Below are 23,844 nucleotides of genomic sequence, written 5' to 3'. Positions count from 1 at the left end.
GTCTTTGATCCTTCTTCAGGATTATTTCTGGAACGTATTTTTGAGTGTCGCGTATGCCCAGTCGAGCCAGGGCATCAGCGCTTCAAGATCGGCTGTCTCGACGGTCGCGCCGGCCCAGATCCGAAGACCTGCCGGAGCATCGCGGTAATGGCCGATGTCGAACGCGGCGCCCTCTTTCTCGAGCAGCGCGACGAGCTCTTTTGCGGCCTTCGGCTGATCTTCGGCTTTAAGCGACGTGAACCAGTCATCGGTGATTTTGAGACAGACGGACGTGGTCGAGCGAATGGCCGGATCATTTGCGAGATAGGCCGCCCAGTCGGACGCCGCCACCCAGTCGGAGATGACCTTGGCGTTTGCATTGGTGCGGGCGATCATCGCCTTGAGGCCGCCAATGCTTTCGGCCCAATCGAGGGCATCCAGAACATCTTCGACCGCCAGCATAGAGGGGGTGTTGATCGTCTCCCCCTTGAAGATCCCGTCAATCAGCTTGCCGCCCTTGGTCATGCGGAAAACTTTCGGGAGCGGCCAGGCCGGCGTATAGCTTTCGAGCCGCTCAACAGCGCGCGGGCTGAGGACGAGCATGCCATGCGCAGCTTCCCCGCCGAGCGCCTTCTGCCACGACCAGGTGACAACATCGAGCTTGTCCCACGGCAGATCCATGGCGAAGACGGCAGAGGTCGCATCGCAGATCGCAAGGCCTTCACGGTCCGCCGCGATCCAGTCCCCGTTCGGTACGCAAACGCCGGAGGTGGTGCCGTTCCAGGTGAAAACGACGTCATTCTTCCAGTTGACAGTGGCAAGGTCGGGGATATCGCCGTAGTCGGCGGTTTTCACCTCAGCGTCTTTCAGCTTTAGCTGCTTCACAACGTCGGTCGCCCAGCCGGAGCCGAAGCTTTCCCACGCGAGCATGGTGACGGGACGCGCACCCAGCAGCGACCAGAGCGCCATTTCAACGGCGCCGGTATCCGAGCCCGGCACGATGCCGATCCGGTAGTCGTCGGGAATGCCGAGGAGCGCGCGCTGCTTCTCAATTACGGCTTTCAGCTTGGCCTTGCCGCCGCCCGCGCGGTGGGACCGGCCAAGAAATGCATTTTCAAGGGTTTGGAGGGACCATCCGGGGCGCTTTGCGCAGGGGCCGGACGAGAAAAAGGGAGAATTAGGGCGTCTCTCCGGACGCGTAGCTACTGTCATGATATACTAAACCTTCCAGTCTAGAGCATCCCGGTGGGGGGATGTGGCCCGCCGTCCATAAACAGGATTTATATCCGATTGTCAACGGCATTTTTTGCATTGCAATATTATGTCGGACCCCTCCCCCGCAGGTGAAAAATTCACCCGCGGCATCCGGATATTGCGCCGGCAAAAGCCACCCTATTCTCCGCTTTTTGCGAAATGAAAAGGCCTTCCCATGTCTCAACTTGCCTATCTTCCCCTGCCCACAGACGCGATCCGTGCCCTGCAAAAGGGCGCCCCGGACGCGCATGGACTGCCCGCCGAGCAGGCGATTTCAGACGGATCGGGGCTGCCCTGTCGGCATTGCCTGCGCGAAATCGCCGCGGGGGAACGCTATCTGATTCTCTCCTACCGCCCCTTCCCGGCGGCGCAGCCCTATGCCGAACAGGGACCGATCTTTCTCCACGCGAAGGCATGCGAGGCGTATCCGTCAGTCCGCCGCCTTCCCGATATGGTGAGAAACTGGGAGGCGGTGTTGCTGCGCGGATATGACCGCCGCGATCGCATTGTCTATGGCACCGGCCAGACGGTGCCATCGGCGGGGGGTGAGCGCAACGGCGGCGGCGCTTCTCGCCCGGGGCGACGTCGCCTATCTCCATGCCCGCTCCGCAACCAATAACTGCTATCAGTTCCGCATCGAGCGGGTTTAACAGGCAAATCCGGGGGCGGATCGCCTGGCTGAAATAAAGGGCTGGCCAAAGCCGCCGTTGATCGGGAGAATACGGAGCATCTAATATAGTATCCGAGGACGTTCCGATGATTCCCTCCCAGCGTCACCTGTTCGATATCCCCCGCGAGATCGCCTATTTCAACTGCGCCTATATGGGGCCGTTCCTGAAGACGGCGCGTGCCGCCGGGCATCTCGGGATTGATCGCAAGGCCCTGCCCTGGACGGTGACGCCGGCGGATTTCTTCAGCGAATCGGAGCGGGCAAGGTCGCTTTTTGCGGAGCTGATCGGTGCGAATCCAGACGACGTCGCCCTTATTCCGAGCGCGTCCTACGGTCTTGCGACGGCAGCGCGCAACCTGCCGCTCCGGCGGGGCCAGAAGATCCTGCTGCTGGAAGACCAGTTCCCCTCCAACGTCTATTGCTGGAAGGCGCTCGCGGCGAAAAGCGGCGGGGAGATCGTCACGGTCCGGACGCCTGCCGATTATGACTGGACCGCCGCCATCCTTGCCGCCATCGATGCGGATATCGCTATCGCCGCCCTGCCCCACAATCACTGGACGGACGGCGCGCTCCTCGATCTGGCCTCGATCAGCGCGGCGCTTCGCGCCGTGGGCGCAAAGCTCGTGATTGATGCGACGCAATCGCTTGGCGCGCTGCCGCTCGATCTCGAGGCGGTGAAGCCGGATTTCCTCATCGCCGCCTCCTACAAATGGCTGCTCGGCCCCTACAGCACCGGTTTTCTCTATGTCGCGCCCGAACATCACGGCGGCGAGCCGCTCGAATACAACTGGCTTAACCGAAAGGATTCGGAGGATTTCGCAGGCCTTGTTGCCTATGAAGAGAATTATCAGCCGGCCGCCCGCCGCTTCGACATGGGGGAGCGGGCAAATTTCGCCCTGATGCCGGCCACGATCGCGGCGCTCGAGCAGCTTCTTGCGTGGGGCGTTCCGAATATCCAGCAGACGCTCGCCGCCCTGAACCGTGATATCGCGGCGCAGGCCGAAGCGCTCGGCCTCATTCCCCTGCCCGAAGAGAAACGCGCCGGCCATTTTCTCGGCCTTCGCCGCAAAGAGGGCCTGCCGCCCGGCCTTGCCGAAACATTGCGGCGCGAAAATATTCATATCTCGGTGCGCGGCTCCAGCATGCGCATCACGCCACATCTTTATAACGACAGCGCCGATATCGAGAAACTCATCTCGGCGCTCAAAAAACATCTGGGGGAGTAAAGGGATGAACCTGAAACGTTTTGGCAAGACCGGCCTGAAAGTGAGTGAGCTCTGCCTCGGCACCATGACCTATGGCGATCCCCGCTGGCGCGACTGGGTCCTGCCCGAGGAGGAAAGCCGCCCCTTCATCCGCCGTGCGCTTGAACATGGCATCAATTTTTTTGATACCGCCGACATGTATTCCGTGGGCGCCTCCGAAGTCATCCTCGGCCGCGCGCTCAAAGACTATGCGCGGCGCGAAGAGGTGGTGATCGCGACCAAGGTATTTAACCGCATGGGCGACAGCCCGCTCACCGGCGGGCTGTCACGCAAGCATATCCTGCATTCGATCGATGATTCGCTCCGCCGTCTCGGTACCGATTACGTCGATCTCTACCAGATCCACCGCTGGGACTATGAGACGCCGATCGAGGAGACGCTGGAGGCCCTGAATGACGTGGTGCGGGCGGGCAAGGCGCGCTATATCGGCGCTTCCTCCATGTTCGCATGGCAGTTCATGAAAGCCCTTGCCATTTCGGAGCGCAATGGCTGGGCGCGGTTCGTCTCCATGCAGAATGTCTATAATCTTGTCTATCGCGAGGAAGAGCGCGAGATGCTGCCGCTCTGCGAGGATCAGGGCATCGCCGTCATCCCCTGGTCGCCGCTCGCGCGTGGCTTTCTCGCGGGCACGATGAAGAAAGGCGAAGAAGGCGGCACGGTCCGCTCCCGCTCTGACGCCATGATCAGATCCATGCGCATCGGGCAGGAGGCCGATTATGCCGTGCTGAAGGTAGTGGAAGACATCGCCCGGGCGCGCGGCGTCTCGCCGGCGCAGGTCGCGCTTGCCTGGGTGCATCACAGCCCCGCCGTCACCTGCCCGATCATCGGCGCAAGCAAGATGTATCAGCTCGACGAGGCGATCGCCGCCCTCGATATCTCGCTTGAGATGGAAGAACTCGCCCGGCTGAAGGATGCCTACATCCCCCACGCCGTCGCCGGGCATCGCTAGGAGGCGCGAGGGTTGAAGGGCGCGACGGTGTGCGCGTGATCGAGCGGGCCGTGACCGGCGCCAAAGCCCGGCGCCTCGCGGATCGCGATCTCGACATAGCGGATGGCGCGGCCAACAGCGTCGGAGGCGGAGAGCCCTTGCGCGAGACCCGTCGCAATCGCCGAGGAGAGCGTGCAGCCGGTGCCGTGGGTATGGCGGCTGTGGATCCGCGGATGGGTGAACACCTCCACCCCTTGCGGCGAGATCAGCAGGTCGGTCACCTCCTCGCCCTCCGCATGTCCGCCTTTCATCAGCACGGCAACCGGCCCGTAATCGAGCAGGCGGCGGCCGGCCTTCTCCATATCCTGCCGCGTCGCGATGGTTAGCCCTGTGAGCTGCTCGGCCTCGGGAATATTGGGGGTAAGCAGATGCGTATGCGGCCCGATAAGGCGGTTTTTGATCGCCTCGCTCGCATCATTCGCAATCAAACTGGTGCCGCCTTTCGCGATCATTACCGGATCGAGCACGACCGGCGGCAGATCCTCTATCGCATCGAAATAACCGGCGACCGCGTCGACGACTTCGCGCCGGTGCAGCATCCCGATCTTGATGGCATCGGCGCCGATATCCGTCAGCACCATATCGATCTGCTTGACAATGAACTCCGGCGCCACCTCGGCGATGCCGTCGACGCCGAGCGTATTTTGCGCCGTCAGCGCCGTGATCGCGGTCATGGCGAAGCCACCGAGCGCCGTCACCGTCTTGATGTCGGCCTGGATCCCGGCGCCGCCGCCCGAATCCGACCCAGCAATGATCAATACGCGACCCTGCATACTTCTCTCCCGTTTCCCCCTCAGCCGACCGAGGCGGTTACCTCTTCAACGATTTGATCGACGATCTCACTGACGAGGGCGTCATTTATCCCCTCGCCCATGATGCGGATCAGCGGCTCGGTTCCCGATTTCCGGATCAGCAGCCGGCCTTCCGCGCCAAGGCGCTTTTCGCCCTCCGAGATCACCCGCTTCACCTTCTCCGACAGCAGCGGATCGGTGCTCTTGAAGCGGACGTTTTTCAGGATCTGCGGGAATGGATCGAAATTGTGGCAGACCTCGCTGACCGGCCTTCCCTTCTCGACAATCACCGAGAGGATCTGCAGCGCCGCGATCAGCCCATCGCCCGTGGTGCTGTAATCGGACAGGACAATATGCCCCGACTGCTCGCCGCCGACATTGAAGCCATATTCCCGCATATGCTCAACCACATAGCGATCGCCGACGGCGGTGCGGGCAAGGGTGAGGCCGTGGCCGGCGAGATATTTCTCAAGCCCCATGTTGGACATGACCGTCGACACAATGCCGCCGCCCTGCAGCTTCTCGCGCTCCTGCCAGGTGCGGGCGATCAGCGCCATCAGCTGGTCGCCGTCGATCAGCCGCCCCTTCTCATCGCAGATCAGCAACCGGTCCGCATCGCCATCGAGCGCGATGCCGAGATCGGCGCCCTCGGCCACCACCCGCGCACACATCGCCTCCGGAGAGGTGGAGCCGCAGCCGTCATTGATGTTGAAGCCGTTGGGCGCGACGCCCATGGCGATAACCTCCGCCTCCAGCTCCCAGAGCACCGTCGGCGCCACCTTGTAGGCCGCGCCGTGGGCGCAATCGACAACGATTTTAAGCCCCTTCAGAAGCTGGTTGCGCGGAAAGCTGCTTTTCGCAAATTCGATATAGCGCCCGCGCGCGTCATCAAGCCTTTGCGCGCGGCCGAGCAGCGCGGGCTCGGCGAGGCGGATATTGCTGTCATCGATAATATCGGCCTCGATGCTCTTCTCCACCTCGTCAGAGAGCTTGTAGCCATCGGGGCCGAAGAGCTTGATGCCATTGTCCTGAAAGGAGTTGTGCGAGGCCGAGATCATCACCCCGAGATCAGCGCGAAGCGAGCGGGTGAGCAGCGCAATTGCCGGCGTCGGCAGCGGTCCAACCAGAATCACATCCATGCCGACCGAGGTGAAACCGGCGGTCAGCGCAGGCTCCACCATATAGCCCGAGAGGCGCGTATCCTTGCCGATCACGACGCGGTGGCGGGAGTCGCCGCGGCCGGCGAATTTCCGCCCGGCGGATTTTCCGACTTTCAGGGCAATTTCAGCGGTCATCGGCTCCTGATTTGCGGTGCCGCGAATACCGTCTGTTCCAAAATACTTGCGTGTCATGATCCACTCGTCACTTGAGAGTTGAGGCCGAACTCTAACAGATAAATTTTAAAAGTTGGCTAAAAAGAGGCGGCTTCAATCGCCTGCCAGACATCGATCGCGGCGCGCGTCTCCCGCACGTCATGGACGCGGAGAATGTCCGCCCCCGCCGCCGCGCCGTAAAGCGCCGCGGCGACGGAGCCCGCGGTGCGGTTTGCGGCAATCGGCTCGTTCGTAATTGTGCCGATAAAGCGTTTGCGGGAGGCGCCAAGCAGAACGCGGCAGCCGAGACGGCGGATCTCCGCCAATCCCCGGAGCAGCGTGAGATTGTGATCCACCGTCTTGCCAAATCCGATCCCGGGATCGATGAGGATCAGATCGCGGCTGATTCCGGCGGCTTCGCAAACTTCGATCCGCGCCTCAAGATAGGCGATGACCTCTTTCAGCACATCGTCATAGACGGGATTGTCCTGCATGGTTTTCGGATCGCGGATGTGATGCATCAGGCAGACGGGAAGGCCGCTGCCGGCGACAAACGCAAGACTATCCGGATCATATTCGAGGGCGCTCACATCGTTGATAAACGTCGCGCCGGCCGCGACCGCCGCCGCCATCACCGCCGTCTTGCGCGTGTCGATCGAGAGGGTGACGCCGAGATCGCGGCAGCCTTCGATCACCGGAATGACGCGCGCGCATTCCTCGTCGATGCTGATCGGATCGGCGCCGGGGCGCGTGCTTTCCCCGCCGATATCGAGAATATCTGCGCCCTCCTCGACGAGGCGCCGGGCATGGGCGAGCGCCATTGCCGTATCAAAATGAACGCCGCCATCGGAAAAGCTGTCGGGGGTCACATTGACAATCCCCATCAGTTGCGGCCGCTGGAACTCCTGCACACGATCCTCCCTTTCAGACGTGCCGGGGAATGACAAAAGGCCCCGCTCGGCGGCGGGGCCTTTCATTTGCTGTCAGGGACCCTTACGCGCCCGGCTGCGGTTCCGGCTCGAAGCCGCCGGATCCCGTCGGCTTCTTGTGCCCGTCGGTTTCCGGAACGGCAGAGCTCGGCCCCTTGTCGACCGGCCGATCGACATCTTCAGGGCGATGGATCTCGCCGCCGTCCATCAGGATCCTGATTTCCTCACCGCTCAGGGTTTCATATTCCAAAAGCCCCTTGGCGATGCGATGCAGCTGATCGACATTCTCCGTCAGGATCTTGCGCGCGGTCGCCTCGGCTTCCTCAACGAAGCGGCGGATCTCATGATCGATAAGCTGCGCGGTCGAATCCGACATGTTCTTCTGCTGCGCCACGGAGTGGCCGAGGAACACCTCTTCCTGGTTCGCGCCATACATCAGCGGACCCAGCTTGTCGGAGAGACCCCATTCAGTCACCATCCGTCGCGCCATATCGGTCGCCATCTTGATATCGCCCGAGGCACCGGTCGTTACCGCGTCGTGACCGAAGATCATTTCCTCGGCGACACGGCCGCCCATGGCCACTGCAAGATGCGCAAGGCACTGGTCGCGGCGAAGCGAATAGCTGTCCTTTTCCGGCAGGCGCATCACCATACCAAGCGCCCGGCCGCGCGGAATGATCGTCGCCTTATGCACCGGATCGGACGCTTTCATATGCATGCCGACCAGCGCATGGCCGCCTTCATGGTAGGCGGTTAGTTTCTTTTCGTCTTCCGACATGACCATGGAACGGCGCTCTGCCCCCATCATCACCTTGTCTTTGGCCTCTTCGAACTCCTGCTGCGTCACGAGACGGCGGGATTTACGAGCGGCGAGCAGCGCCGCCTCGTTGACGAGGTTGGCGAGATCGGCGCCGGAAAAGCCGGGCGTGCCGCGAGCAATCGTGCGCGCATCGACGTCCTGCGCCAGCGGAACTTTGCGCATATGCACCTTCAGTATCTTCTCGCGGCCGATGATATCGGGGTTCGGCACGACAACCTGACGGTCGAAACGACCGGGGCGCAGCAGCGCCGGGTCGAGAACGTCCGGCCGGTTGGTCGCGGCAAGCAGGATCACGCCTTCGTTGGTCTCGAAACCGTCCATCTCGACCAACATCTGGTTGAGGGTCTGCTCGCGCTCGTCATTGCCGCCGCCGAGACCGGCGCCGCGATGACGACCGACCGCGTCGATTTCGTCGATGAAGATGATGCAGGGCGCATTTTTCTTACCCTGTTCGAACATATCGCGGACGCGGCTTGCGCCGACACCGACGAACATCTCGACGAAGTCGGAGCCGGAAATCGTGAAGAACGGCACGTTGGCTTCACCGGCGACCGAGCGGGCGAGCAGCGTCTTACCCGTGCCCGGAGGGCCAACGAGCAGCACGCCTTTCGGGATCTTGCCGCCAAGACGCTGATATTTCTGCGGATTTTTCAGGAAGTCGACGATTTCCTCAAGCTCTTCCTTGGCTTCCTCGATGCCGGCAACATCTTCAAAGGTCACGCGCCCGTGTTTTTCGGTCAGCAGTTTCGCCTTCGATTTGCCAAAGCCCATGGCCTTGCCGCCGCCGCCCTGCATCTGGCGCATGAAGAAAATCCAGACGCCGATCAGAAGCAGCATCGGGAACCAGGAGAGCAGCGTCGCCATCAGCATGCTGCCCTCTTCCTGCGGGGCGGCGTTGATGACCACGCCGTGGCTGCTCAGCTTGCCAACCAGCGCGCTGTCCTCAGGCGCATAGGTTGCGAAGGGGCGGCCGTCGTCGGTGATACCCTTGATGTTCGGCCCCTGAATGGTCACACTTTTGACCCGGCCGCTCTCAACCTCTTCAAGGAAGGTCGAATAGGGCACCTGCGAGGCGCTACTCCTCGGGGATGGATCATTGAAAATGTTGAAAAGCGCCACAACGAGCAATGCAATGATCACCCAAAGGACAATGTTTTTGCCGAAAAGATTCACGAATTATTTCCTCATATAGCAGGCTCGTGCGAGCCCGATCGCCCCATATTGGCAAGCCGGACTGGATAGAGTTACATATAATCTGTTAACATCAAGTTCCAATAGGCGAATTCCTCATTCGCCGTTTCTTAGCATGAATCGGACGGCGGTATCCAGTGAAATGCCCGGAAATGTAAGCGAAAGCGCGGCTTTTCCGACGCCGTCCGGCCACCCGCAGCATCCGGAACCGGCACCGCAACCAGCGCATCGCCCTGCCAGATCCCGGGCAGGTTGTTGCGCTCCCGCGCTGTCATGACCGCGCCCTGCGGCAGCAGGCCCTGCGCGCGCGCAAGCCGCCCGCCCGCGGCGCCGAGCGCGCGCAGCCGGAGATTACCGCCCCGATCCTTCGCGGGCTCAGAATCGCGGATGATAAAGCGCTGATCCCAGGTCCAGACGGTCTCCCCCTCCCGCATCTCCGTTTCGGGAAGGCCGCGCCGGCCCGCTTCGCGAAAGAACTGCCACCCGGCGCTACTTCGCCGCACCTCCGCACCGCCGAGCGTCGCGCATCTCGGCGCTTTTGGCGGATCTCCCGGCATCAGCCGCGCATAGATATCCTCGATCGCCTGCAGCCGGAGGGGCGCGCCGCCACCTACCGCACGCATCGAGGCCGCAAGAACGCGAAGCGCCACCTCTTGCGGCGCGGCGCGCAAAATATCATCATCAACAGAGAGGCTACCGAACGGGCTGATCCGCACCTCGGTGGTCAGGATACGCCGGGCATATTCGTCAAGACCGTCGTTCGCCCGCTGCAACCGGCGCAGCGCGAGCGCAAGGCAGTCCTGACTGCTGCCGGGCAGGCGCTCCAACTCGCGGCGCACTGCGCCGACGCGGGTCCGGGTATAGCGCGGATTTTCGTTGCTTGGATCCTCGATCCACGGCTGGCCGCGTGCGACCAGATACTGCCGCAGCGCATCCCGTGAGACGCCAAGAAGCGGACGGAGCAGCGTCAGCCCCTCCCACTCCCGCCGCCTCTCCATCGCCGCGAGGCCGTCAAGCCCGCTCCCCTTGGAGAGGCGCATGAGAAATGTCTCGAGCTGATCCTCAAGCTGATGCCCGAGCAGGAGATGCGAAATCCTTTTCTTCCGGCAGGCCTCCGCCATCAGCGCGTAGCGCGCCTCCCGCGCCGCCTGCTGTACGCCGCTTTGAGGGTGCGGGCCTCGCCAGACGAGAATATGCGTATCGATCCCGCGCGCCCGAAGCCAGCCCTGCAGATCCGCCGCCTCCGTCGCCGATTCCGGGCGCAGGCTATGATCAACGGTCAGGGCGATCAGTTCCGCACCCCGCTGCCGCGCCCAGTCGTCTGCGAGCAGCGTCAGCGCCAGACTGTCGGAGCCGCCCGAGACGGCGACGGCAAGACGCGCGGGCGGCGACGAAATGAGCGCCGCCATCTCCGCGCGGAAGATCGCCCGTAAGGTTTCAGGATCATCAGAAGAGGCGATCACGGCGCCCCGGTCAGCTGCAGCCGTATTTCTGCTTCTCCCGATCAGCCGTCTGGCGCAGCCGGGTCGGTATCTGGGGGAACTGCTTTTCCATCTGGGCGAAGGTCGCGCAGGCTTCCGCCTGCTGATCCATCCGGCCAAGGCTCATGGCGAGCTTCAGGAGATTGTCGGCCGCCTTCGAGCTGTCGGGATAATTCTGGTAGCCTTCAAAAAAGGCCGAGGCGGCATTGGGGAAATCGCCCCGCACATAGAAGGTCTCGCCAAGCCAGTACTGCGCATTTCCGGCAAGCTCGCTGTCCTTGTGGTTCTGGAGAAACTCCCGGAACGCAACCTCCGCTTCGGCGTAGCGATCTTCGCGGACCAGCGAGATGGCGTAGTTATACTGCTCCATCGCCGAGCCGCTCGGCAGTTGCCCGCCCGTCCCGGCCATGGCACCGCCGGCAGTCGCAGCGCCCGCGCTATCACCTGCGCCGCCTTCCGTCCGCTCCGCAAGCGTCCCGAGGTTGCGCCCCTCCGATGCCCCCTCGCCGCTGCCGCCAATGATCGTCGGGCCCGCGCCAGCGGCTGCCGCGCCGCCAGGCGTTCCAGCGCCCGCGCCGCCGCCTGATCCGGCAAGGCGGCTTTCAAGGTCGGTCAGCCGGAATTCGACATCCTGCACCAGCTTGTCGAGCCGCGATGACAAACGGTCGATCTTGTGGGCCGTTTCTTCCTGCGCGCCCGTCAGGCGGCGCTGCTCATCTTCAAGGACGCTGATGCGCTGCATCAGCAGATTGAGGCCATCAGGGCTGATGTTGCCGCTGCCGCCGGAGGTCGCGGGCGATGTCGGTGCCGGGCGCGAAACGGCGCCGCCGCTGCTGTTGTACATCTGCCGCTGCATGTCGGTGAGGTCTTTTTCAAGCCGGTTGATGCGATCGACCAGCGCGCGGACTTCGCTGCTCTGGGCCATCGCGAGCGTCGGGCTTCCCAGCAGCAGCAGCGCGCAAACGATCATACCGGAGAGAACCACTGCTCCGGACGGGAACCGGCCGCTTGCCTTTTCACCTCTCGAAACATTCCAGATCATCCGGGTCTGCCTTTCTCCGCTCTATCGGTACACCGCGACTGCCGTCAAATTTGCCCGCAATTTTGGCAATTTTATGAAGGCCGGCGGGTGCCTCCGGGGACCGCCTTGCCGGGCTAAAAAATAAAAAGCCCGCTGTCGCAACTAATCAGCTTAGCGCGGCAACGGGCCTCGGATGGTCAGGGTTTTCGATCAGTTGACGACCGAAACCGAACGCCGGTTCTGGCCCCAGGCAGCTTCATTATGCCCTAGTGCGACCGGGCGTTCCTTACCGTAGGAGATCGTCGACAGACGATCCGGGGAAACGCCGAGCGTGACCAGATAGTTCTTTACGGACGTGGCGCGGCGCTCGCCAAGGGCGAGGTTGTATTCGCGCGTGCCGCGCTCATCAGCATGACCTTCGATCTGAAGCGTAACAGCGGGGTTTGCATTCAGCCATGCGGCCTGACGCTGCAACGTCGTGCGGGCTTCGGCGGACAGATCATACTGATCGAACGCGAAGAAAACACGATCACCGACGTTCAGGACCAGATCTTCCTGGCTGCCCGGCTGAACGGTTGTCGTCGTGGTTGCTGTGGTTGTAGAAGAGGATCCCGATCCGCTGGTCTGGGTAGCTGCACCCCCACCCGAGCTGTCACCGGTTTCCGTAGGTGCCGTTTCACAAGCCGCTACAAGAAGCAGAGCTGCAAAAATGCTTAAGGTCTTAAGGCCTAGATTGAGCCGCATGTACTTACTCCCATCCTTTTGGAATCTCTGAACTTTGGTCTACACGTCACACAAGGATGCGCAATCACATCGATGAGAAACGAAAATTACTTTTTCCCCGACTGATATCGATCAGGCGAATTATAAAGGTTTAATCTCACCGGTTCAAGTTATACGGTGGCGACCACGCGGGATCCGATGCGTCTCCCGGTGTTAAAACCTCCCGCTCGTTATATCCTGTAAGATCGACAGACCACAAGCGGACTTTATCACTGCGGCCATCATTTCCTCCCGGAATCTGGCGGAAAAACATCAGTACGCGCCCGTTCGGCGCCCAGGTCGGCCCTTCGTTGTGAAAACCTTCCGTCAGAATGCGTTCCTGCGACCCGTCCGTGCGCATTACGCCGATGGAAAACTTGCCGCCGGTCAGCTTTGTAAAGGCAATCAGGTCACCGCGCGGCGACCAGACGGGCGTTCCGTAGCTGCCACTGCCGAAGCTGATGCGGCGCACATTCGAGCCATCCGCCTCCATCACATAGAGCTGCTGACGGCCGCCGCGATCGGATTCGAACGTGATTTGCGTCCCGTCGGGCGAGAAAGACGGCGCCGTATCAATCCCCGGATGATTGGTCAGACGTTTGATCTCCCGCGTCCGCAGGTCCATGACATAAATCTCGGAGTTGCCGTCCCGCGCCATGCTCATCACAACTTGGTTACCGGACGGCGAGAAACGCGGCGCAAAGGTCATTCCGGGGAAATCACCGAGAATCTCCTGCTGTCCCGTATCAAGATTATAGAGGTAAACCCGCGGCCGGCTGTTGAAATAGGAGAGATAGGTCAGCACCTGCTGGGTCGGCGAATAGCGCGGCGTCAGCACCAGCTCGTTGCCCGAGGTGAGGAACTGGTGGTTCTCCCCGTCCTGGTCCATGACGGCAAGGCGTTTGACGCGCCGGTCGGGCGGGCCGCTTTCCGAGACATAGACGACGCGGGTCGAGAAATAGCCCTGCTCGCCGGTCAGGCGCTTGTAGATCTCATCGGCGATCAGATGCGCGGTGAGGCGCCAGTTGGAGGGCGGCGTCGTATACTGGATGCCGGTCAGATGCTGCTCGGAGTAGACGTCCCAGAGGCGGAACTGGACATTGATCTGCCCGTCGCCGAGCGCGCGGACAAGTCCGGTGGAGAGTGCCTGCGCGGCAATTTTCCGCCAGTTGGCGAAAACCGGCGTCGTCTGAAGATCCTTTGGCTGTTGCAGATAGGCGCGCGGATCAATCGGCGCAAACAGGCCCGAGCGTTCCAGATCGGCGCGGATGACATCGGCCATCTGCTTGCCGATCTTGTCGGTCGCCTCGTTATCAGCAAAGAAATCGGTGACCGCAATCGGCATCGGCTCGATATTGCCCTTGGTGATATCGATAACCAGCTCGGCCCGCGCGATCGAGGCGGTGACCAGGCTTGCAAGCAGCGCAACCGCGAGCGCCACGCCAAAGCGACCTTTTTGCAATTTCATACTCCTCATTGACCGAACATCTCCTTGGGGTCGAAGTTCATTGTAATTTCACGCCAGCGTTCATATTTGTCCGCCGGCAGCTTGTAAGGGGCACAAAGAAGAACCGCGCGCTTCGCACTTTCCGCCGCAATCCGATGGAAATCGCTTTTGAACCGTCCCTGATTAACAATTTCCGGCTGTCCCATCAAGGATCCGTCCCGGTTGAGACGGACTTCGAGGGTGATCACCAGATCCTCCGCATTGACCGCGCCCGTCGGCACATTCCAGCATCTTTGCACCTGTTGTTTCAATGCATCCAGCTCGCTGATCGTCAGCGGCAGCGACGCGTCCGCCGCCTTGGTTGAAGAATTGGGGACCCTTTCACCGGAATCGGGCTTTTTTATGTCAGAATCGCTCGGCGTCTGAGGGGTCTGCTCCTGCTTTTTCTTATCGAGAAGCGCCTTCATCTGGTTGAGATCAAAGGCCGGCTCCTTCGGTTTCGGATCGGGCTTGGGGTCGGGTTTCGGCTCCGGCTTCGGCTCGGGCTTGGGCTCCGTTTTTGGCGCCGGCTCAGGCGTCGGCTTCACCACCGGCTTCGGCACCGGCTTTGCGGCCGGCTCGGGCTCGACCCGGGGCGCGGGCTCAGGCTCGGCCTTCGGCGCGGGCGCAGGCTCAGGCGCAGGCGTCGGCGCGGGTTCGGGCTTTGGCGCAGGTGCCGGGGCGGGTTCGGGCTTTGGGGCCGGAGCAGGCTCAGGCTTTGGCGCCGGTGCGGAGGGCGGCGTCGGGACCGGTTTCGGCGGCTCCGGCTTGACCTCCTGCTTGACGTCCGGCTCCACCTTCTTCGGCTCCGGCGCAGGCTTGGGGAGGTTGGTCACTTCCGCAATATCGACAATCTCGACATTGATGATGGCGGGCGGCTCAAATGTCTTCGGATCCGTGAACAACGGCAGCCCCGTATACATGATCACGAGGATCAGTATATGCAATACGGCCGATATCAGAGCTGGCACACGCATCGGTCGGACGACCCCTTGTTACTCTTGTTTACCCTGACGGCCGTCGCCTGCGGACGCACGCCCCGGTCCGGCGGAAATCATGGCGACGCGGTTGAAGCCGCCGCTGTGAATTTCGCCCATCACGGCCAGCACGCGGCCATAGTTTGCATTCGTATCGCCGCGCACAAAGATCCGCTGATCCTGCTTCGCGCCGGTCACCGCGCGGAGTTTCGGTACCAGATCCTCAAGCAGGATCTCGACATCCTCGAGATAGACCTGCCCTTGCGAATTGATGCTGATCACCAGCGGCTCGTCATTGCCCTGCACGGTCTCGGCTTTCGAAGTCGGCAGATCGAGCGGCACGCCGACGGTCAGCAGCGGCGCCGTCACCATAAAGACGATTAGCAGAACCAGCATCACGTCGACGAAGGGCGTCACGTTGATTTCCGACATCTGACGATGCCGGCTGCGCCGCCCCTTGCCGGAAAATGCCTTGTAATGATCGCCGTTCATATCAGTCGCTCAAATCAAGCTGGCGCGACAGGATGGCGGAAAATTCCCCGGCGAAGCCTTCAAGGCGGGTGATGATCCGCTGCAGATCGTTGGAGAATTTGTTGTAGGCGACAACCGCCGGAATGGCGGCGACGAGACCGAGCGCGGTCGCAAAGAGCGCTTCGGCGATACCGGGCGCAACCACGGCAAGGCTCGTATCCTTCGTTGCGGCGATCGACTGGAAGCTGTTCATGATGCCCCAGACCGTGCCGAACAGGCCGAGAAATGTCGCCGTCGCCCCGACGGTCGCGAGAAAGCCGAGATATTTCTCAAGCCGCTCCACTTCGCGGTCGATGGTGACGCGCATAACCTGATGGATACGCGCCTGCAGGCCCGTATGCTTGACCAGCCCCCGCTCGGTCGAGCGCGACCATTCCTTCATCGCCGCCGCGAACAGCATAGCGAGCGGATTGTCCGGCGCGGCGCCGACCCGGCGGTAGAGATCCTCAAGATTACCGCCCGACCAGAATTCATTCTCGAATTCATCCGCATCGGCACTGACACGCCGGAAGCGGATAATCTTGTCAATGATGATCGCCCAGCTCCAGAAGGATGCCAGCACCAGCACAATCATCACGATCTGCACAACAATATCGGCCTGCACGAACAGCCCGATCATAGATAAATCGTGCGCCTCGCCGCCCATCTGGGTGGCGATAATCTGATCATTTTCCATTCATTCTTCCCCGACTGCGGTCTTCGCGGGCAACCCCGTCTGCCCGAGCGTTGCATTAAACTTTTCATTTATGGCAGAAGAAAGACGCTGTGGGCGTCCTTCTGCATCCAGACAGGCGATGCGTACCTTTGTTGTCACGAGCCGTTCGCCGTCGCAATAGATATCCTGCTTCATGCGGAGCGAGGCGCCGCGCACATCGGTGATTTCGGTTACGACGTCGAGCTCATCCTCCATCCGCGCCGAGCGCAGATATTCGATCTCGCAGGCGCGGACGACGAAATGCGCGCCGCCCTCCTCCGTCAACATCCGCTGCTGGTTGATGCCGAGCCCGCGCAGCATGTCCGTGCGGGCCCGTTCCGTGAATTTAAGATAGTTGGCGTAATAGACAATGCCGCCCGCGTCGGTATCCTCCCAATAGACTGCGAGCGGGAAGATATGCCGCATTCCGCCGCCATTGACCCTCTCGAACCGGCCGAGCATGCGCGGCTCACCCATCGGGAGTCTCACCGGAAAGCAGGGAAAGCTGTTCGCCGAGCGCTTTGGGGAAAGTGAGCCCGAGATGCTCGAACGCCGCCCGGGTCAGCAGGCGGCCGCGCGGCGTGCGCTGCAGAAAGCCCTGTTGGATAAGATAGGGCTCGATAATATCCTCGATCGCATCGCGGGGCTCGGAAAGCGCCGCAGAAAGCGTCTCAACGCCGACCGGTCCGCCGCCGAAATCCTCGGCGATACGGCCAAGATAGCGCCGGTCCATGGCATCCAGCCCGCGCTTGTCCACCTCGAGGCGGTTGAGCGCGGCATCGGCGCGGATCGCATCAATCATCTCCGCCCCCGCCACCGCGGCGAAATCGCGCACCCGGCGAAGCAGCCGGCCGGCAACGCGCGGCGTGCCGCGGCTGCGTCTTGCAATCTCCATCGCGCCGTCATCGGAGAGATTGACGCCAAGCACCCGCGCGCCGCGGGCGACGATCAGCTTGAGCTCATCGGGCTCGTAGAAATTCATGCGAAGCGGAATGCCGAAGCGCTCGCGAAGCGGCGTCGTGATGAGGCCGGAGCGCGTCGTCGCGCCGATCAGTGTGAAGGGCGGCAGATCGATGCGCACCGAGCGCGCTGCCGGCCCCTCGCCGATAATCAGGTCGAGATGAAAATCCTCCATCGCCGGATAGAGAATTTCCTCGACCGCCGGGCTCAGGCGGTGGATCTCGTCAATAAAGAGAACGTCGTTCTTTTCAAGATTGGTGAGGAGTGCCGCAAGATCGCCGGCTTTCGTGATGACGGGGCCGGAGGTGGCGCGAAAATTTACGCCAAGCTCACGCGCGACGATCTGCGAGAGCGTCGTCTTGCCAAGCCCGGGGGGGCCGAAAAACATCACATGATCAAGCGCTTCGCCGCGCGATTTCGCGGCCTGGATGAAGATGCTTAAGTTTTCCCGGACCTGCTTCTGGCCGGTAAAATCGGCGAGCACCTGCGGGCGGAAATGCGCTTCCATCTCATCCTGCGCCGATGATGCGGCGCTGACCAGCCTCTCCTCGCTCATGCCGCAAGCTCCTTTAATCCGGCGGTGATCAGGGCTTCAACCGTCGCCTCCGCCCCGAGCGAGCGCGCCGCTGCGGCGACGGCGCCAAAGGCTTCCGCCCGGCCATAGCCGAGATTGACCAGCGCCGAGACCGCATCCCCCGCCGCCGTCTGAGCCGGCGCGGGCGCCGCCGTCGCGCCTCCGCCCGCCGCCGCCGCAAAGGCCACGGGGCCGAGGTTCATTTTCGCGACCTTGTCTTTCAGCTCCGCCGTGATGCGCCCCGCCACCTTCGGCCCGACGCCAGAGACGCGGGTCAGCGCCGTCTTGTCGCCCGCCGCCACGATCTGCGTCAGCTCATCGCCGCCGTAAAGGGAGAGAATGGCGATCGCGACCTTCGCGCCCACGCCCTGCACGGTCTGCAACAGCGTGAACCACGCCCGCTCCGCCGTTGCCTCGAAGCCATAGAGATGGATGCGATCCTCGCGCACATGGGTTTCGATATGCAACGAGACCGAACCGCCGACCGGCGGCATATTGCGAAGCGTGCGGACCGGACAGAAAACGAGATAGCCAACGCCGCCGACATCGAGAACCACCCAGTCCTCGCCCATGCTGTCGAGCTTGCCGGTGAGCCGTGCGATCATTGCGCCCGTCCCGCCATCATGGTGGCTTTCCTGAGATTGCGCCGGCTGCCGGCATAATGCGCATGGCAGATGGCGACGGCGAGCGCGTCCGCCGCATGTTCATTGGCAATGACGCAACCCGGCAGCAGCATGCCGACCATCATATGGATCTGCTCCTTGCCCGCATGCCCCGCGCCGACGACCGATTTCTTGATCTTGTTGGGAGCATATTCCTCGACGCTGAGGCCATGTAACGCCGGCACCAGGAGCGCGATGCCGCGCGCCTGCCCGAGCTTCAGGGTGGAGACAGGATTTTTATTGACAAACGTCTCCTCGACGGCCGCCTCATCGGGCTGCCAGTCGCGGATTACCGCCTCGATCCCCGTATAGAGATCGACCAGGCGGCGGGAGAGATCGCCGGACGCGTCCGAGGAAATCGCACCATTGGCCAGATGCCGAAGGCTGTTCCCTTCCGCTTCGATGACCCCCCAACCGGTGTGGCGCAGGCCCGGATCCAGCCCCAGTAAACGCATAATCTCCCAACAGTCCTTTCAGGCGACGTCAGCCGCCCAGTTTCTCCATGATCGCTTCGGGAATATCGAAATTCGCCGAGACTTTCTGGACATCATCATGGTCTTCCAGCGTGTCGACCAGCTTGAAAAGCGAATTCGCCAGATCCTCCGTCTCAACCGGCACCGTGTTCTGCGGTTTCCAGACGATGCCTGCTTCCTGCGGCGCGCCGAATTTCGCCTCAAGCGCCTCGCGCAGTTCGTTGAAATCCTCCATCGCGCAGGTGATTTCATGGAGCTGCGCATCGCTTTCCATATTGTCTGCGCCGGATTCCAGCGCCGCCTCGAAAAGCGCATCGGCGTCAACACCGGCGGCCGGATAGATCACCTGCCCGACCCGGTCGAACATAAAGGAGACCGAACCCGTCTCGCCGAGCGAGCCGCCGGCTTTCGCAAACGCCGCGCGCACATCGGCGGCGGTGCGGTTGCGGTTGTCGGTCAGCGTCTCGACAATGATGGCGACGCCGCCCGGGCCATAGCCCTCATAGCGCATCTCCTCATAATTCTCGGCGTTTGCCTCGCCGCTTGCGCGCTTGATCGCCCGCTCGATATTGTCGTTCGGCATATTATCGGTGCGCGCCGCAGCGATCGCGCTCCGAAGGCGGGGGTTCATGGCGGGGTCCGGCAGGCCGGTTTTCGCGGCAACAGTCAGCTCGCGGATATGTTTGGCAAAAATCTTGGCGCGTTTTTTGTCCTGCGCGCCCTTGCGATGCATGATGTTTTTAAATTGCGAATGTCCTGCCATCGGTGACTCTTGATCCCCTTATAAAGTTTGAATGCCCGTTTTTAACCGATCCGCCGCGCTCTCGCACCCCTTTTTTAAGGGGGCAAGGCAGTCACTCGGTGGCCGGCCAGATTTCCGCGAGACGGCTGCCGACGCGGAGTGGCGAAATATACGTCGCGAGGCCGGTTTTATCGTCCGTCTCGACATAGACGCCGCAGGCCGTCCCCGGCCCCGACGCGGCGGTAAGACGCCCGGCCGGAATTTTCCGGATAAAGCGGCGAAGCGGCTCCTCCTTGTCCATGCCGATCACCGAATTATAGTCGCCGCACATGCCTGCATCGGTCTGGTAGGCGGTGCCCTGCGGCAGGATCTGCGCATCCGCCGTCGGCACATGGGTATGGCTGCCGACCACCATCGAGACGCGGCCATCGCAGAACTGGCCCATCGCCATCTTCTCCGACGTCGCCTCGGCATGGACATCGACAAGGATAAAGTCGTATTTGCGCCCGAGCGGGTTTGCCGCGAGCTGCTGCTCCATCAGCGCGAACGGATCATCAAGCGGGTCCATAAAGAGCCGCCCCATCAGCTGGACGACGAGAATGGTCTTGCCGCGGTGCGTGCGGAAGGCGCCGATGCCGCGCCCCGGCGTATCCTTGGGATAATTGGCGGGGCGGAGGATGCGGCCATCGCGCTCAAGGACCGGCATGATCTCCTTCTGATCGAAGCTGTGATTGCCAAGCACGATGCAATCGATGCCGGCCGCGAAAAACTCCTCGGCGATTTTTTCGGTCATCCCGAAGCCACCCGCCGAGTTCTCGCCATTGACGACGACAAAATCGAGCGCGAGCCGGCTGCGTATTTCCGGCAGGCGTTCAATGACTATGTCACGACCTGGCCGTCCAACCACATCGCCGAGATAAAGAACTTTCACGTGATACCTATAAGTTTATGCACTCCGGCAGGGCGATCGCGATATGCCGCCTGCGCCGTCAGTTTATCGCCTCTCCCGGCAAAGGCAAGCGGCCGCGAGGCGACTTGCGATGCGGCCCGCAAAGGTCCGGCCGGGCCGGCGTCAAAAATCTCGAATAGGATTAAGGAAGAGCTGCACCAACATAGCCGTTGGCAGGTAGAAATCTCTGTGGCCTGACAAGTCAGGTGGGTGCCGATGTGTCCGGACCACGGTCCAATCAGGGAACGGCTCCCTAGATTTCTTTATTGGCCCCAGGATATCTGTTGCCTGACGCACAAGCCAGTGCAGCCCTGTTCATTTAAGCAGTTTCGAGCCGTTGTGCAATAGCTTCGAGTTTTTCGGCCCAATTCTGTTGCGCCGACGCCGCAGCCTCGCCCTGCTCGCTCTCCTCGCGGAGCTGTTCGATCGTCTCATAGGCCTGCGAGAGATCATCGGCGATCAGCAGGCAGGCCATCAACAGCAGCTGCCCCTCGCTCGCGTTGCGGACCGAGTTGTTGAGATCCTGCACCTTCTTGTCGACGAACTCGGCGAGATATTCAAGATGCGGCTCCTCGCCGTCGCCGCAGACAATCGGATAGGCGCGGCCGTTCACCCGGACTGTTACCGATCCCATATCATTGCTCCAGTATCAGGCTGAGTTGATCGATTGAGCGGTCGAGACGGCCTGACACCATCTCGGTCCGTTTCTTCAGGTCGTCATATTTGCGCTGCAGCGCCTCAAGCTCGGCGCGAAGGGCCGCATTTTCCGCCGCCAGATCGGAGCTGACGGCCGCCGCCTGGACATCGCGCCGTCCCTGCTGGCGTTCGCGGAGCAATTCGGCCGCCGCCTTCTCCAGCCGGGCGATTGCCGCGTCCATTCTCGATTCGCTGTTTTCCATGTTCCCCTTCCGCCGGTACGGCGTTCATTAAGGCCAGTTCCCGCAAATCCTCGAGACGAAACAATACGATTGTCGCCCGAGCTCCGTCAACCCAATTGCTTGCGTCACTTTTTAAGGATTTCCGGCGGCAATCCTGCACTAAGCGGTTGACGCGCAGATGTTTGGACGGCATGTTCGCCCCGAACCCGACAGGGCAGCCCTCCGGTTTCGCGTCCCACTGCGCGTTCCAATCTCACGAGGACCGAGATCCGGGCCGGAATGACCTGACGTTTTCGCGCTATATATTTTGCAACCGACCCGATTTTCGGGCACCCGAATCCGACTGCGCAAGGACGAGCGCCGGCCCTATCCTTTTGTCGCGCGGGCCGCTACAGTCATGTCGGACAAAACCGGTGGATGGAGAAGTTCAGGTATGAATACAAACGGGCCCAGGCCGTCATCGAACCCGACCCAGCATAACGACATGGCGAACGCGATCCGCGCGCTCTCCATGGATGCCGTACAGGCGGCCAATTCCGGCCATCCCGGCATGCCGATGGGAATGGCGGACGTCGCCACAGTCCTCTTCTCGAAATTCCTGAAGTTCGATCCGGCGAAGCCCAACTGGCCCGACCGCGACCGTTTCGTGCTCTCCGCCGGCCACGGGTCGATGCTGCTCTACTCGCTCCTCTATCTCACCGGCTACAAGGATATGACGCTGGAGGAGATCAGGAACTTCCGACAGCTCGGCGCCAAAACCGCGGGCCATCCCGAATATGGCCATGCAAGCGGCATCGAGACGACGACCGGCCCGCTCGGCCAGGGCCTCGCGATGGCTGTCGGCATGGCGCTCGCCGAACGGCTGCAGGCAGCGCGGTTCAAGGATATTACCGATCATTACACCTATGTCATCGCCGGGGACGGCTGCCTGATGGAAGGGATCAGCCAGGAAGCGATCTCCTTTGCCGGGCATCTGAAGCTGAACAAGCTGATCGTTCTCTGGGACGACAACTCGATCTCCATCGACGGCTCGACCGATCTCGCCGTCTCAGAAAGCCAGGAGCGGCGCTTTGAAGCAGCCGGCTGGGATTTCCGCGCCGTTGACGGCCATAACGCGGCCGAGATCGAAGCGGCCATCGCCGCCGCGCGCGAGACCGACAAGCCATCGCTGATCGCCTGCCGCACCACCATCGGCTTTGGCGCGCCCAACAAGCAGGGCACTTCGGGCGTTCACGGCTCGCCTCTCGGCGATGAGGAAATCGCCCTCGCCCGGAAAGAGCTCGGCTGGCCGCATGCGCCGTTCGAGATCCCGACGGCTATCCTCGACAAATGGCGCACCGTCGGCACCCGCGGCGCCCGCCACTCGGCCGCCTGGGAGGAAGCGCTCGCCGCCCTTCCGGCGGACCAGCAGGCCGCCTTCCAGGACGCCCTCAGTGACAGCCTGCCCTCCGCTCTCGATGACGCGATCATTGCCTACAAGCGCCGCATCTCCGAGGAGGCGCCGGCCTGGGCAACGCGCAAATCGAGCCAGGAAGCGCTCAAGGTCATCAACGAGCATGTGCCGACCACCATCGGCGGCTCGGCCGACCTCACCGGCTCCAACCTCACCCAGACACCGCAGATGACGCCGGTATCGGCCGACGACTTCTCCGGCCGCTACGTCTATTACGGCGTGCGCGAGTTCGGCATGGCGGCGTTTATGAACGGCATGGCGCTGCACCGCGGCTTTATCCCTTACGGCGGTACCTTCATGGTCTTTACCGACTATGCCCGCCCGGCGATCCGCCTCTCCGCGCTGATGGAGCAGCGGGTGATCTATGTCATGACCCATGATTCCATCGGTCTTGGCGAGGATGGCCCGACGCACCAGCCGGTTGAGCATCTTGCCGCGCTTCGCGCGATCCCGAACCTTCAGGTGTTCCGTCCGGCCGACGCCATCGAGACCATGGAATGCTGGCAGCTCGCGCTTGCCGCGACGAAAACGCCGTCGATCCTCTCGCTCAGCCGTCAGAATGCCGATCTGGTGCGCAAAGCCCATACCGCGGAAAATCTCTCGGCCCGCGGCGCCTATGAGCTGGCCCCCGCCAATCTCGAGGTGAAGGTCACGCTCTTTGCCTCCGGCACGGAGGTCGGCCTCGCCCTCGCCGCACAGAAAGCGCTCGAGAGTGACGGCATCGGCACCCGCGTTGTTTCTGTGCCCTCATGGGAGCTCTTTGAAAAACAGGACGATGCTTACAAATTGGAAACAATTCGTCCCGATACTGTGCGCGTCGCCGTCGAGGCCGGCTGTTCCATGGGATGGGAAAGATTTACGGGTGAAGCAGGCGCGTTCGTCGGCATCAACAGCTTTGGCGCATCGGCTCCGGCAGAGGCGCTTTACAAGCATTTCGGCATCACCGCCGAAGCGGTTGTCGCGGCGGCAAAAGCAAGGCTTTAATAGAGATTATTCATAAA

24 protein-coding genes, 1 other RNA gene and 1 pseudogene are annotated in these 23,844 nt (G+C 61.9%); 5 read left to right on the top strand and 21 right to left on the bottom strand.

Going from position 1 to position 23,844, the window contains the following annotated elements; all coding sequences use genetic code 11:
* Nucleotides 1-21 precede the first annotated feature (21 nt).
* Nucleotides 22-1,191: a phosphoserine transaminase gene (locus tag V7Z56_RS02020; protein WP_334127672.1), complete on the bottom strand. Its 1,170-nt coding sequence runs from the start codon at nucleotides 1,189-1,191 to the stop codon at nucleotides 22-24.
* Between the two features lie 217 nt (nucleotides 1,192-1,408).
* On the opposite strand from V7Z56_RS02020, the pseudogene V7Z56_RS02015 reads away from it, so the two are divergent.
* The 4 genes and pseudogenes from V7Z56_RS02015 to V7Z56_RS02005 all read left to right on the top strand — a co-directional run.
* Nucleotides 1,409-1,708, top strand: a pseudogene (locus V7Z56_RS02015) (DUF1203 domain-containing protein); the annotation flags it as partial.
* Between the two features lie 13 nt (nucleotides 1,709-1,721).
* Nucleotides 1,722-1,883 (top strand): DUF1203 domain-containing protein, encoded by a 162-nt coding sequence (locus tag V7Z56_RS15650; protein ID WP_443023725.1) that lies wholly within the window; start codon nucleotides 1,722-1,724, stop codon nucleotides 1,881-1,883.
* A 106-nt stretch (nucleotides 1,884-1,989) separates the two neighbouring features.
* Nucleotides 1,990-3,129, top strand: coding sequence for an aminotransferase class V-fold PLP-dependent enzyme (locus tag V7Z56_RS02010; protein WP_334127670.1), 1,140 nt, complete (start codon nucleotides 1,990-1,992; stop codon nucleotides 3,127-3,129).
* Between the two features lie 4 nt (nucleotides 3,130-3,133).
* Entirely contained in the window at nucleotides 3,134-4,117 is a 984-nt protein-coding gene (locus V7Z56_RS02005; protein ID WP_334127669.1) for an aldo/keto reductase, read from the top strand.
* On the opposite strand, the gene thiD is transcribed toward V7Z56_RS02005, so the two are convergent.
* The 20 genes from thiD to V7Z56_RS01905 form a co-directional block, all read right to left on the bottom strand.
* Entirely contained in the window at nucleotides 4,114-4,929 is an 816-nt protein-coding gene (thiD, locus tag V7Z56_RS02000) for a bifunctional hydroxymethylpyrimidine kinase/phosphomethylpyrimidine kinase (protein WP_334127668.1), read from the bottom strand. The genes V7Z56_RS02005 and thiD overlap by 4 nt on opposite strands.
* A gap of 20 nt (nucleotides 4,930-4,949) precedes the next feature.
* Nucleotides 4,950-6,299: a phosphoglucosamine mutase gene (glmM, locus tag V7Z56_RS01995; RefSeq protein ID WP_334127667.1), complete on the bottom strand. Its 1,350-nt coding sequence runs from the start codon at nucleotides 6,297-6,299 to the stop codon at nucleotides 4,950-4,952.
* 59 nt (nucleotides 6,300-6,358) lie between these two features.
* Nucleotides 6,359-7,171, bottom strand: coding sequence for a dihydropteroate synthase (gene folP, locus V7Z56_RS01990; protein WP_334127666.1), 813 nt, complete (start codon nucleotides 7,169-7,171; stop codon nucleotides 6,359-6,361).
* A gap of 82 nt (nucleotides 7,172-7,253) precedes the next feature.
* Nucleotides 7,254-9,182: an ATP-dependent zinc metalloprotease FtsH gene (ftsH, locus tag V7Z56_RS01985; protein ID WP_334127665.1), complete on the bottom strand. Its 1,929-nt coding sequence runs from the start codon at nucleotides 9,180-9,182 to the stop codon at nucleotides 7,254-7,256.
* A 128-nt stretch (nucleotides 9,183-9,310) separates the two neighbouring features.
* Nucleotides 9,311-10,663 carry a tRNA lysidine(34) synthetase TilS gene (gene tilS, locus V7Z56_RS01980; RefSeq protein ID WP_334127664.1) on the bottom strand — a complete coding sequence of 451 codons (1,353 nt, stop codon included), beginning with the start codon at nucleotides 10,661-10,663 and terminating at the stop codon, nucleotides 9,311-9,313.
* 10 nt (nucleotides 10,664-10,673) lie between these two features.
* The gene (ybgF, locus tag V7Z56_RS01975; RefSeq protein ID WP_334127663.1) at nucleotides 10,674-11,723 is read right to left on the bottom strand and encodes a tol-pal system protein YbgF; all 1,050 of its coding nucleotides are present in this window, start codon (nucleotides 11,721-11,723) and stop codon (nucleotides 10,674-10,676) included.
* Between the two features lie 189 nt (nucleotides 11,724-11,912).
* A complete protein-coding gene (pal, locus tag V7Z56_RS01970) occupies nucleotides 11,913-12,446 on the bottom strand; it encodes a peptidoglycan-associated lipoprotein Pal (RefSeq protein WP_334127662.1) in 534 nt (177 codons plus the stop codon).
* A gap of 136 nt (nucleotides 12,447-12,582) precedes the next feature.
* Entirely contained in the window at nucleotides 12,583-13,941 is a 1,359-nt protein-coding gene (gene tolB / locus V7Z56_RS01965; RefSeq protein WP_334127661.1) for a Tol-Pal system beta propeller repeat protein TolB, read from the bottom strand.
* A complete protein-coding gene (locus V7Z56_RS01960) occupies nucleotides 13,938-14,927 on the bottom strand; it encodes a hypothetical protein (RefSeq protein WP_334127660.1) in 990 nt (329 codons plus the stop codon). Before V7Z56_RS01960 ends, tolB begins: the two co-directional genes overlap by 4 nt.
* Before the next feature lie 18 nt (nucleotides 14,928-14,945).
* On the bottom strand, nucleotides 14,946-15,419 hold the full coding sequence (gene tolR, locus V7Z56_RS01955) for a protein TolR (RefSeq protein ID WP_334127659.1): 474 nt from the start codon (nucleotides 15,417-15,419) through the stop codon (nucleotides 14,946-14,948).
* 1 nt (nucleotide 15,420) lies between these two features.
* Entirely contained in the window at nucleotides 15,421-16,134 is a 714-nt protein-coding gene (tolQ, locus tag V7Z56_RS01950) for a protein TolQ (protein ID WP_334127658.1), read from the bottom strand.
* On the bottom strand, nucleotides 16,135-16,629 hold the full coding sequence (gene ybgC, locus V7Z56_RS01945; protein ID WP_334127657.1) for a tol-pal system-associated acyl-CoA thioesterase: 495 nt from the start codon (nucleotides 16,627-16,629) through the stop codon (nucleotides 16,135-16,137).
* The gene (gene ruvB, locus V7Z56_RS01940; protein ID WP_334127656.1) at nucleotides 16,622-17,668 is read right to left on the bottom strand and encodes a Holliday junction branch migration DNA helicase RuvB; all 1,047 of its coding nucleotides are present in this window, start codon (nucleotides 17,666-17,668) and stop codon (nucleotides 16,622-16,624) included. The genes ybgC and ruvB overlap by 8 nt, the downstream gene beginning before the upstream one ends.
* The gene (gene ruvA / locus V7Z56_RS01935) at nucleotides 17,665-18,291 is read right to left on the bottom strand and encodes a Holliday junction branch migration protein RuvA (RefSeq protein ID WP_334127655.1); all 627 of its coding nucleotides are present in this window, start codon (nucleotides 18,289-18,291) and stop codon (nucleotides 17,665-17,667) included. Before ruvA ends, ruvB begins: the two co-directional genes overlap by 4 nt.
* Entirely contained in the window at nucleotides 18,288-18,803 is a 516-nt protein-coding gene (gene ruvC / locus V7Z56_RS01930) for a crossover junction endodeoxyribonuclease RuvC (protein ID WP_334127654.1), read from the bottom strand. Before ruvC ends, ruvA begins: the two co-directional genes overlap by 4 nt.
* A gap of 28 nt (nucleotides 18,804-18,831) precedes the next feature.
* Nucleotides 18,832-19,584, bottom strand: a complete 753-nt coding sequence (locus tag V7Z56_RS01925) for a YebC/PmpR family DNA-binding transcriptional regulator (RefSeq protein ID WP_334127653.1) — start codon at nucleotides 19,582-19,584, stop codon at nucleotides 18,832-18,834.
* A gap of 91 nt (nucleotides 19,585-19,675) precedes the next feature.
* Nucleotides 19,676-20,494, bottom strand: coding sequence for a TIGR00282 family metallophosphoesterase (locus tag V7Z56_RS01920; RefSeq protein ID WP_334127652.1), 819 nt, complete (start codon nucleotides 20,492-20,494; stop codon nucleotides 19,676-19,678).
* Between the two features lie 169 nt (nucleotides 20,495-20,663).
* A non-coding RNA gene (ssrS, locus tag V7Z56_RS01915) (6S RNA) lies at nucleotides 20,664-20,822 on the bottom strand.
* Nucleotides 20,823-20,831: 9 nt separating this feature from the next.
* Nucleotides 20,832-21,146, bottom strand: coding sequence for a cell division protein ZapA (locus V7Z56_RS01910; protein WP_334127651.1), 315 nt, complete (start codon nucleotides 21,144-21,146; stop codon nucleotides 20,832-20,834).
* A gap of 1 nt (nucleotide 21,147) precedes the next feature.
* Nucleotides 21,148-21,411 carry a hypothetical protein gene (locus V7Z56_RS01905; protein WP_334127650.1) on the bottom strand — a complete coding sequence of 88 codons (264 nt, stop codon included), beginning with the start codon at nucleotides 21,409-21,411 and terminating at the stop codon, nucleotides 21,148-21,150.
* A gap of 412 nt (nucleotides 21,412-21,823) precedes the next feature.
* Between V7Z56_RS01905 and tkt the strand changes: the two genes are divergently transcribed.
* Nucleotides 21,824-23,827 carry a transketolase gene (gene tkt / locus V7Z56_RS01900; protein WP_334127649.1) on the top strand — a complete coding sequence of 668 codons (2,004 nt, stop codon included), beginning with the start codon at nucleotides 21,824-21,826 and terminating at the stop codon, nucleotides 23,825-23,827.
* Nucleotides 23,828-23,844: the final 17 nt, after the last annotated feature.

The organism is Sneathiella sp. (genome assembly GCF_036844445.1).
Classification (GTDB): Bacteria; Pseudomonadota; Alphaproteobacteria; order Sneathiellales; family Sneathiellaceae; genus Sneathiella.
Note: the sequence above shows the minus strand (reverse complement) of the source record. Positions and strands in the feature narration are given on the sequence as shown.

Coding starts and splice junctions, on each gene's coding strand:
- V7Z56_RS02020 (WP_334127672.1), bottom strand. CDS start 1,191: ATGACAGTAGCTACGCGTCCGGAGAGACGCCCTAATTCTCCCTTTTTC.
- V7Z56_RS15650 (WP_443023725.1), top strand. CDS start 1,722: ATGACCGCCGCGATCGCATTGTCTATGGCACCGGCCAGACGGTGCCAT.
- V7Z56_RS02010 (WP_334127670.1), top strand. CDS start 1,990: ATGATTCCCTCCCAGCGTCACCTGTTCGATATCCCCCGCGAGATCGCC.
- V7Z56_RS02005 (WP_334127669.1), top strand. CDS start 3,134: ATGAACCTGAAACGTTTTGGCAAGACCGGCCTGAAAGTGAGTGAGCTC.
- thiD (WP_334127668.1), bottom strand. CDS start 4,929: ATGCAGGGTCGCGTATTGATCATTGCTGGGTCGGATTCGGGCGGCGGC.
- glmM (WP_334127667.1), bottom strand. CDS start 6,299: ATGACACGCAAGTATTTTGGAACAGACGGTATTCGCGGCACCGCAAAT.
- ybgF (WP_334127663.1), bottom strand. CDS start 11,723: ATGATCTGGAATGTTTCGAGAGGTGAAAAGGCAAGCGGCCGGTTCCCG.
- pal (WP_334127662.1), bottom strand. CDS start 12,446: ATGCGGCTCAATCTAGGCCTTAAGACCTTAAGCATTTTTGCAGCTCTG.
- tolB (WP_334127661.1), bottom strand. CDS start 13,941: ATGAGGAGTATGAAATTGCAAAAAGGTCGCTTTGGCGTGGCGCTCGCG.
- V7Z56_RS01960 (WP_334127660.1), bottom strand. CDS start 14,927: ATGCGTGTGCCAGCTCTGATATCGGCCGTATTGCATATACTGATCCTC.
- tolR (WP_334127659.1), bottom strand. CDS start 15,419: ATGAACGGCGATCATTACAAGGCATTTTCCGGCAAGGGGCGGCGCAGC.
- tolQ (WP_334127658.1), bottom strand. CDS start 16,134: ATGGAAAATGATCAGATTATCGCCACCCAGATGGGCGGCGAGGCGCAC.
- ybgC (WP_334127657.1), bottom strand. CDS start 16,629: ATGGGTGAGCCGCGCATGCTCGGCCGGTTCGAGAGGGTCAATGGCGGC.
- ruvB (WP_334127656.1), bottom strand. CDS start 17,668: ATGAGCGAGGAGAGGCTGGTCAGCGCCGCATCATCGGCGCAGGATGAG.
- ruvA (WP_334127655.1), bottom strand. CDS start 18,291: ATGATCGCACGGCTCACCGGCAAGCTCGACAGCATGGGCGAGGACTGG.
- ruvC (WP_334127654.1), bottom strand. CDS start 18,803: ATGCGTTTACTGGGGCTGGATCCGGGCCTGCGCCACACCGGTTGGGGG.
- V7Z56_RS01925 (WP_334127653.1), bottom strand. CDS start 19,584: ATGGCAGGACATTCGCAATTTAAAAACATCATGCATCGCAAGGGCGCG.
- V7Z56_RS01910 (WP_334127651.1), bottom strand. CDS start 21,146: ATGGGATCGGTAACAGTCCGGGTGAACGGCCGCGCCTATCCGATTGTC.
- V7Z56_RS01905 (WP_334127650.1), bottom strand. CDS start 21,411: ATGGAAAACAGCGAATCGAGAATGGACGCGGCAATCGCCCGGCTGGAG.
- tkt (WP_334127649.1), top strand. CDS start 21,824: ATGAATACAAACGGGCCCAGGCCGTCATCGAACCCGACCCAGCATAAC.